General features: G+C 46.3%; 8 protein-coding genes and 1 riboswitch. Of the genes, 7 read left to right on the top strand and 1 reads right to left on the bottom strand.

Annotation, left to right across the window (positions count from 1 at the left end):
* The first annotated feature begins 18 nt into the window (after positions 1-18).
* The 6 genes from ACO9K6_RS17960 (at position 19) to ACO9K6_RS17985 (ending at position 4,772) form a co-directional block, all read left to right on the top strand.
* Positions 19-666: a response regulator gene (locus ACO9K6_RS17960; RefSeq protein ID WP_424768927.1), complete on the top strand. Its 648-nt coding sequence runs from the start codon at positions 19-21 to the stop codon at positions 664-666.
* 126 nt (positions 667-792) lie between these two features.
* Positions 793-1,260, top strand: coding sequence for a thiol-disulfide oxidoreductase DCC family protein (locus tag ACO9K6_RS17965; protein WP_424768928.1), 468 nt, complete (start codon positions 793-795; stop codon positions 1,258-1,260).
* A complete protein-coding gene (locus ACO9K6_RS17970) occupies positions 1,250-2,188 on the top strand; it encodes a DoxX-like family protein (RefSeq protein WP_424768929.1) in 939 nt (312 codons plus the stop codon). The genes ACO9K6_RS17965 and ACO9K6_RS17970 overlap by 11 nt, the downstream gene beginning before the upstream one ends.
* Positions 2,185-2,862, top strand: a complete 678-nt coding sequence (locus tag ACO9K6_RS17975; protein ID WP_424768930.1) for a DUF4166 domain-containing protein — start codon at positions 2,185-2,187, stop codon at positions 2,860-2,862. Before ACO9K6_RS17970 ends, ACO9K6_RS17975 begins: the two co-directional genes overlap by 4 nt.
* Before the next feature lie 124 nt (positions 2,863-2,986).
* Complete coding sequence (locus tag ACO9K6_RS17980; protein WP_424768931.1) at positions 2,987-3,862, top strand: radical SAM/SPASM domain-containing protein; 876 nt, start codon at positions 2,987-2,989, stop codon at positions 3,860-3,862.
* Between the two features lie 67 nt (positions 3,863-3,929).
* Positions 3,930-4,772 carry an undecaprenyl-diphosphate phosphatase gene (locus tag ACO9K6_RS17985; protein ID WP_424768932.1) on the top strand — a complete coding sequence of 281 codons (843 nt, stop codon included), beginning with the start codon at positions 3,930-3,932 and terminating at the stop codon, positions 4,770-4,772.
* A 43-nt stretch (positions 4,773-4,815) separates the two neighbouring features.
* On the opposite strand, the gene ACO9K6_RS17990 is transcribed toward ACO9K6_RS17985, so the two are convergent.
* Positions 4,816-6,003 (bottom strand): voltage-gated chloride channel family protein, encoded by a 1,188-nt coding sequence (locus ACO9K6_RS17990; RefSeq protein WP_424768933.1) that lies wholly within the window; start codon positions 6,001-6,003, stop codon positions 4,816-4,818.
* A 51-nt stretch (positions 6,004-6,054) separates the two neighbouring features.
* Positions 6,055-6,114, bottom strand: a riboswitch (Fluoride riboswitch).
* Between the two features lie 152 nt (positions 6,115-6,266).
* Here ACO9K6_RS17990 and ACO9K6_RS17995 point away from each other — a divergent pair.
* Positions 6,267-8,210: an ATP-dependent DNA helicase gene (locus ACO9K6_RS17995; RefSeq protein ID WP_424768934.1), complete on the top strand. Its 1,944-nt coding sequence runs from the start codon at positions 6,267-6,269 to the stop codon at positions 8,208-8,210.
* Positions 8,211-8,306 lie beyond the last annotated feature (96 nt).

The following is an 8,306-nucleotide window of genomic DNA, read 5'->3' on the forward strand; positions in this document are numbered from 1 at the left end:
ACGGTGGAGGGATTCAATTTGAGTCATATCAAAGTGTTTATCGTCGAGGACGATCCAGATTGGATCAAAGCGCTTACTTCTTTTTTGAACCGGGAAGAGGATCTATTAGTGGTAGGGACAGCCTCGAACTCAGATGATGCGCTCAGCATGGCGAAGACGATTGCCTTTGATATCGTCTTGATGGATATTCAGCTGGACGGCAGCAGACACGACGGTATCCATACCGCGATGCAAATTCATGAGCAGACGCCTGCGAAAATCATCATGTTAACGTCATTAAATGATGAACAATCAATGACGCATTCTTTTACGGCCGGCGCACTCCATTACCTGGAAAAAACTCGGTTTCAAGAGCTGCCTCAAACGATACGCAGCGCCTACCACCATCCCGCGCCGATGGAGGCGCTGCTGAAGGAGCTGGCCCGATTGAAGCGGGAGGAGCAGCTGAAGCAATTGACGGGCGCTGAGCGTGAAGTATTCGAATTAATTGAAGCGGGCTACACACAATCGCAAATTGAGCAAAAGCTGTTTAAGGCAGAAAGCACGCTTAAAAATCAGGTCAATAAAATATTGAAGAAATTTGGCGTCCGCAGCAGCAAGGAAGCGATCGAAAAGGTGAAGCGAAAAGGTCTTTTCGAGCGGGAAAATAGGGGAAATACGGACTAGCTGATGATAGGAAAGCAAAGGGGTACTACGATACGTAGTACCCCTTTGGTTGTTGTTCTATGAAAGTTAGAACTGCCGGGAAGGCGCGCAGCGACTTAAAATAAGGCGAGAGGAAGGGGTGGCGCTATGGAGAGTTTGGAGAAAAACAAAGAGCAGCCTGCTGTGCTGCTTATTGACGGTCACTGTCTGCTGTGCAGCGGAATTACCCGCTTCGTTGCCAATCGAGATAAAAGGAATAGCTTTCATTTCGCAGCACTGCAATCCAGAGCAGGGCAGAAGCTGCTGCTAGAGGGACAATTGCCGCTTGATGACAGCAATACGTTCGTTATGGTGAAGGATGGACAATATTTTACGAAATCGGAAGCAGCGCTTCGCGTATTCCGTAAGCTGAATGGACTATGGCCGCTCTTGTATATGTTTATCTTTGTCCCGGCGGCGTGGAGAAATATCATTTATGATTGGATTGCTCGTCATCGCTATCGATGGTTCGGGCAATCCGATCGTTGTTTATTGCCAGCGTCTGAGCTTCAGTCGCGCTTTCTCGATAACAGACTTCATACAAATGGCAGGGAGCTCGATCAGGATGCGAATTAAACCGATTTATGTCGAGCTTGATATGAACGTATCGCTTGATGAGCTATGGGCGCATACGCAAAAACCGGAGCTTCACGAGCAGTGGGATCTTCGATTTTCTAAAATCAACTATTTGCCAAGAACCAATGAAAAAGATAAACAGAAATTTTTATATCAAACGAGAATTGGCTTCGGACTTCACATTGCAGGTACTGGCGAGACAAGCAGCACAACCCGAAATTTAACCGATGAGAGGCTTTCTACATTATCCTTTGCCTCTAAGCAGCCCATCTCCTTCATCCGAAAGGGCAGCGGTTATTGGCAATACAAGCGAAATGGGAATGCTGTAACTTTTATTACGAAATATGATTATCAGACGCAATTTGGGTTGGCAGGCCGATTGTTTGACCGCTTCTTATTTCGTCCGCTGTTCGGTTATGCGACCGCTTGGAGCTTTGACCGCTTGCGGATTTGGCTGGAGGAGCGAATACCGCCTTCCATCATTGCGGAAAGGGCGCTTATCCATTATGTCAGCGTATTTATTCTTTTGCTGCTATGGTGTTATGAGGGACTTGTACCTAAGCTGCTATTTCCAGAAACGGGTGAACTGGATATGATGAGGCAAATTGGCTGGTTTGACGGAATGGAGCGGATCATGGTTCAGTTACTTGGCGTAGGTGAAATCGTCTTCGGCCTGCTGACTGCGTATTGGCATCGAAGCAGACGAAGCGCTGGCATGCAAATTGTTTTGCTAACGCTGCTTGCTATAGTCGGAATCATTTGTCGTCCGGAGCTTCTGAACTCGCCCTTTCATCCGCTTACCCTCTCGGTGCCAATGATCGGCTTATGTATGGCGTCCTATTGGACGAGAAGATTTTTGCCAAATGCGAGACGGTGCAAGCGGAAGACCCCGGGAACTGATCTGGTCATGAGGAGGAATTCGAAATGAAATCCATCTACGAGCAAGTGCTGGGCGAAGATTTCAAGAAGCTGCATACCCGAATTCAACAGCGCTTTGGCTTTAGCAGCCGCGACCGGTCGGCTTCAATCGGGCATGGTGTCATGAAACGCATTTGGTATAATAAGCTGGTAGCGATCCCGTTGTATATCGGAGCCTTCCGGCATATTATGTTCCCGCAGGGAGGCCATGATATTCCATTTTCAATCGAAAATTTCGCATATGTAGATCGCTATGGACGTGAGACGGTGACTTGGATCCGCAAGTTTAAATTTATGCGCAGGGTTAGACATTTTGACGCTACGATGATCTACAGCGGAGAGCGGGGTCTTATTGTCGACTATTTAGGCAATAAACAGCACTTGGCCGTAGATTTAAACATTTCCGCGGCGTCGAATGGCGGCATTTGCATTCGATCAGGAGAGCAGCGTTTCTATGAAAAGCAACTTCAATTTCGATTTCCACGATTATTTACAGGCTGTGCTGAAGTGAATGAGTGGTATGATGACGCTGAAGCTTGCTACAAAGTTACAGTCGATGTACGAAATCCGGTATTAGGTCTTATTTTTCGCTATGAAGGGTCCTTCCAGTGTTGTTTTATAACGGTTGATCCAGATGCTATTCCAGTCGGCATTCAGCCACTTCGTGATGAGAAACGGGAATAAGCGGCAGCTGCCGTTTATTCCTTTTGTATGTTCTCAGCTTGCCGTAGTATAATAGGTGAATCGTGTCTGGAAGAAGTGATAGAAGGATATAGATTGCTCATATAAGAAACGGAGTAACACGCAGATGAAAAAGTTCAAGAAATTTTATATCGAAACGACCAGCATATGCAACCTTTCGTGCACCTTCTGTCCTCCGACACAGCGGGCGAAAGGTTTTATTAGTGTAGAGGATTTTACGAAAACGCTCGATCAAATAAAACCGCACACCGACTACATTTACTTTCATGTCAAGGGAGAGCCGCTGCTTCATCCGAAAATCGATGAGCTGCTCGACATTAGCCATGAGAAGGGGTTTAAAGTCAACATTACCTCGAACGGGACGCTAATCACGAAAAATAAAGAAAAGCTTTTAAACAAGCCTGCACTTCGGCAAATCAATTTCTCGCTGCACAGCTTTGACGGTCATCCGGGCTCGAAGGACAAAGCAGCCTACTTGGCAGATATATTGTCTTTTGTTAACGAAGCGGTTGCCAGCAGTAATCTAATCATCTCGTTTCGCCTATGGAACCTGGATATGGACAACGAAACGAACCAGCAAAAAAATAAAAACCGTGAGCTGCTGGGCATGATCGAGGAAGCCTTTCAGCTTGATTACAAAATTGAAGAGAAATTCATCCCGGGAACTGGCGTTAAGATTGCAGAACGCATCTATTTAAATCAAGATCCCGAATTCAAATGGCCGGATTTGAACGAGCCCGAGGATGATGGAAGAGGCTTCTGTCATGCGCTTCGCAATCAGGCGGGCGTGCTGATCGACGGTACGGTTATTCCGTGCTGCTTGGATGGGGAGGGGGTCATCAATCTTGGCAATATCCATGAGGCGAATTTCTCGGACATTATCGAGAATGAACGTTCGACCAAGCTTTATGAGGGATTCTCCCAAAGACAAGCAGTAGAAGAGCTTTGCCGGAAGTGCGGATACCGCCAGCGTTTCGGTTGATTTGGGACATGTGTGTGTCAATAAAAGGAGTAGAATGATTAATTTATAGTTAGGGGAATGAGTTCAGATGGATTTTTTTACAATTGTAAAAGCGATTATTTTGGGAATTGTGGAAGGTTTGACGGAGTTTGCGCCTATATCGTCTACGGGACATATGGTCATTGTTGATGATATGTGGCTTCAATCGAAGGAGTTTTTGACCGAGCCTGTGGCGAATACATTCAAAATCGTCATTCAGCTGGGCTCGATCTTGGCGGTTGTCATTTTATTCAGGAATCGTTTCATTGAGATGCTTGGTCTTCGCTTCGAGAAGAAGGAAGCAGGAAATGCTCCTGTTGAACGTCAAAGCAAACTAAAGCTTAGTCATGTGATTGTCGGTCTTGTTCCTGCCGGAGTATTCGGTCTGCTGTTCAACGACTATATTGATGAACACTTGTTCCGTATCGAAACCGTACTCATAGGCCTAGTCATTGGCGCAATATTCATGATTATCGCAGACAAATTAAGACCGAAGCAGCCCAAGGTGGAGTCGGTCGACCAAATAACGTACAAGCAGGCGCTGACTATAGGCTTGATTCAGTGCTTATCCTTGTGGCCGGGCTTTTCCCGTTCCGGCTCGACGATCTCGGGCGGGGTGCTGCTAGGCTTAAGTCACCGAGCTGCTGCAGACTTTACATTCATCATGGCTGTGCCAATAATGACTGGAGCAAGTGCCTTGTCATTGATGAAGAACTGGGAGTACTTTACGATTGAAACACTGCCATTTTTCATTGTCGGCTTTATCAGCGCCTTTGTATTTGCGCTTATTTCGATTCGTTTCTTCTTGAAGCTCATCAACAAAATCAAGCTCGTCCCATTCGCGATTTATCGTATTGTGCTTGCGGCGATTATTTATATCGTATACTTCTAAACAGCAAACGGCCTGCATCCTTTGAATGGATGCAGGCCGTTTTTTAGCTCGATTTTTGTGCCTCGTATATGCTGGTTTGACCCGAGAATAGAAAGCTTATGACGCAGCCGATAAATAAATAGACAGCTCCTTCGGCGCCGAACAGCTCAATTCCCATGATGAAGCATGCAAGCGGCGTTTTCGCTGCACCACTAAAGACGGATACGAACCCGATGGCAGCTAAAAACGGTACAGATACCGCAAGCCATCCCGCGAGTGCACTCCCAAGTGAAGCGCCGATGACGAATAAGGGAGTGACTTCTCCGCCTTGAAAGCCTGATCCAAGTGTGATGGATGTAAATAATGTTTTTAGCAGAAAGGCTAATGGTGATGCCGCTTCCTGAAAGGACTGCTGCATTAAGGGGATGCCTAATCCTAAATAATCCCTTGTCCCAAGAACGTAGACGAGAATAATGATGATGAGTCCGCCGATTGCGCTTCTGAGCACCGGATGCGCGAACCAATTGCTGAATAACGTTTTAAGCTTGCGCGTAAGCCAAATAAAAAGCCTGGCAGCCAACCCGAATAAAATGGCCGCGACGATCACTTTTGCAAAAAGAGATACGCTTAATGGAGGAGTTTCTCCCATTTGATAGTGAATATGCTGAATTCCCCATGCAGAGGTGACGAGATGACCGACGTAGCTGGCGATTAAGCAAGGCAGCAGAGCCTCATAGCTTATTATACCGATGGCCAGTACCTCCAGACCAAACAGCGTTCCTGCCAGCGGCGTGCCGAATACGGAGCCGAAGCCTGCGCTGATGCCGCACATCAGAATGATTTTCCGATCGAGAGCGCTTAGTTTCAAAGCTTTGCCAATGCCTTCGGCAAGGCTTCCGCCCATTTGAACCGCCGTGCCTTCTCGGCCGGCAGAACCTCCAAATAAATGCGTCGTTAACGTTCCGAATAGCACTAGCGGTGCCATTCGAAGAGGAATAGTGCCATTGCCGGAATGAATCTGCTCAATAATGAGATTGTTCCCTTTGCCGGATTCTTTCCCTGCTTTCATATAAATGTAGCTTACGATTGCTCCTCCTGCAGGAAGGAGCCAGAGCAGCCAAGGGTGAGCCATTCGTGATGCTGTTACCCACTCCAGGCTGACGAGGAAGAGGGCGGAGGCTGAGCCGGCAATGACTCCAACGATGCTTGCAATAAATAGCCACTTTGCTGAAAATTTGATCAGGAAGTTCATGAATATTGCTCCTTCAATATGGACAAATAAAAACTCCTACCAGCACAAATAAGTCTGGTAGGAGTCATTAGCGTCAACGCGGTTATGGCGAACTCCATCGCCGTATTTTTCTATTATTATAGATTATTGATTAAAGATGGTCAATATAACGACAGTAGTTGATCGTAAGCTTTCGCGATTAGAGCTATTCAGCTTTTCTTTGACTAATTATGAACTTTGATGCTATATTAAAAAGTACGCCTAGTTGATGGAGGAAAGCAATAGTGAACAATTATCCGTTTGAGTTTGACCCGAAGGAGCCGTTTATTCAACAGGCAAGTGACTGGATTGCTGACGTATTCTATGAGAAGCTGCCTGAAGCTGGCTTTGAAATAAGGGATGAACAAATATATATGGCCTTTCAACTGGAAAGGGCATTTGCCGAAAAGCAGACCATCTTCGCGGAAGCCGGGGTTGGCACGGGAAAAACGCTTGTTTATTTACTGTATGCTATTAGTTATGCGCGCTATACGAGAAAGCCGGCCATCATCGCTTGCGCGGACGAGTCTCTAATCGAGCAGCTTGTTAAGCCCGAAGGAGATATTGCCAAGCTGGCGCGGCATTTGAATTTAACGATCGATGCGAGACTTGGCAAGTCCGCAGATCAATATATTTGCTTGAATAAGCTTGACGATGCAAGAGCTGGCTTTGATGATGCGGAGCTGTTCGATAATATTTATCGCGAGCTTCCAAGCTTCGTCCAGAAGCCGGATTCTATGCAAAGCTTCTATCCATATGGAAATAGGAAGGACTATCCAAGCTTGAACGATGAGCAGTGGGATCAGCTCGGTTGGGATGTCTTTCAGGACTGCTTAGTATGTGAGCAAAGACATCGCTGCGGCCAAACGTTGTCACGTGATCATTACCGTAAAGCTGTGGATGTTATTATTTGCTCGCATGACTTTTACATGGAGCATGTCTGGACCTTTGAGGCGCGGAAACGTGAAGGCCAGCTTCCGCTGCTGCCCGACCATAGCTCGGTCGTTTTTGATGAAGGCCATTTGCTTGAGACAGCCGCACAGCAGGCACTGACCTATAAGCTGAATCATAAGGTGTTTGAGAGCATTATCACACGATTGCTGCAGGAAGAAATTCGCGAATCTTTGGCGGTCGCTGTTGAGGATGCAATCACGCAGAGCGAATATCTATTTCACCTGATCGATCGGGACAGCAAGAAGGTTCCGGCTTCAGACCGCAAGGAAATCAAATGGAGCCCAGAGCTGCTTCGCGAAATTAATCGCCTGCAGGATACGCTTTCGATCATAGAGGAAGAGCTCGTCTTTGAAAGCGGTCTGTATACGATCGACACCTACCAGCTGAAAATTGTCGAGGAGCATTTGGAAATGATTCAGTTCGCCCTCTCGTTATTTAAGCGGGAGGATAAGCCAATCAGCTGGGTTACGCAAGATAAGGAAGGGATATCGCTTGTTATTATGCCGAAATGGGTGAAAGAGGTATTGAAGGAGCAGGTGTTTTCTCGAAAAATGCCAATTGTTTTTTCCTCAGCGACATTATCTGTTAACGGATCGTTTGATTATATGAAGGATATCCTCGGACTGGGCAGCTCTTTGTCCTTCTCTGTACCATCCCCATATGAATATGAGGAGAAAATGAGTGTACGAGCTCCTCAAGCTGGTTATTTAATGACGTTAAATGAAAAAATAGAAAAAACGTATCAGCTGCTGAAGCAAGCTGGCGGCAGAACGTTAATCTTATTTCCATCAATGGAGCATTTGGAGCAGTTCAAGGCTGAAGCCGAAAATCAGGCTGAGTATGCGAACTACCGGTTTTTATATGAAGGCTCCGGTGAAATTAGTTTTCTTATTGAAAAGTTCCAAAACGACGAGGAAAGCGTCCTTTGTGCCGTAACGTTATGGGAGGGGCTCGATATTCCAGGGCCATCCTTATCTCAGGTTTTGATGTGGGAGCTGCCGTTCCCTCCGAACGATCCCTTATTTTCGGCAAGACGCGATGATGCGAGCTCACCGTTTGAGCAGGTGGATATGCCTTATATGCTGCTCCGTTTAAGGCAGGGTATAGGCCGATTGATACGGACGCGTGAGGACAGCGGAACGATCGTCATATTTGGAGAAAAGCTAAGTGACGATACTGTACGTGAACAGATTAAACAAATCTTACCGGAAAACGTAACCCTAGAAACACTTTAAGAAGCGATTTCGTTTAATTGGGGCTGTCCAATAAGTCTCTAAAACAAAAAAAGTTGTGCGGAAAAACGTAATGTTTTCCGTCCAACTTTTTTTTGC

It is taken from the genome of Paenibacillus praedii (assembly GCF_049725345.1).
Classification (GTDB): Bacteria; Bacillota; Bacilli; order Paenibacillales; family Paenibacillaceae; genus Pristimantibacillus.

Excerpts from the sequence above, each read along its gene's own strand:
- ACO9K6_RS17965 (WP_424768928.1), top strand. The coding sequence starts at position 793 with ATGGAGAGTTTGGAGAAAAACAAAGAGCAGCCTGCTGTGCTGCTTATT.
- ACO9K6_RS17970 (WP_424768929.1), top strand. The coding sequence starts at position 1,250 with ATGCGAATTAAACCGATTTATGTCGAGCTTGATATGAACGTATCGCTT.
- ACO9K6_RS17975 (WP_424768930.1), top strand. The coding sequence starts at position 2,185 with ATGAAATCCATCTACGAGCAAGTGCTGGGCGAAGATTTCAAGAAGCTG.
- ACO9K6_RS17980 (WP_424768931.1), top strand. The coding sequence starts at position 2,987 with ATGAAAAAGTTCAAGAAATTTTATATCGAAACGACCAGCATATGCAAC.
- ACO9K6_RS17985 (WP_424768932.1), top strand. The coding sequence starts at position 3,930 with ATGGATTTTTTTACAATTGTAAAAGCGATTATTTTGGGAATTGTGGAA.
- ACO9K6_RS17990 (WP_424768933.1), bottom strand. The coding sequence starts at position 6,003 with ATGAACTTCCTGATCAAATTTTCAGCAAAGTGGCTATTTATTGCAAGC.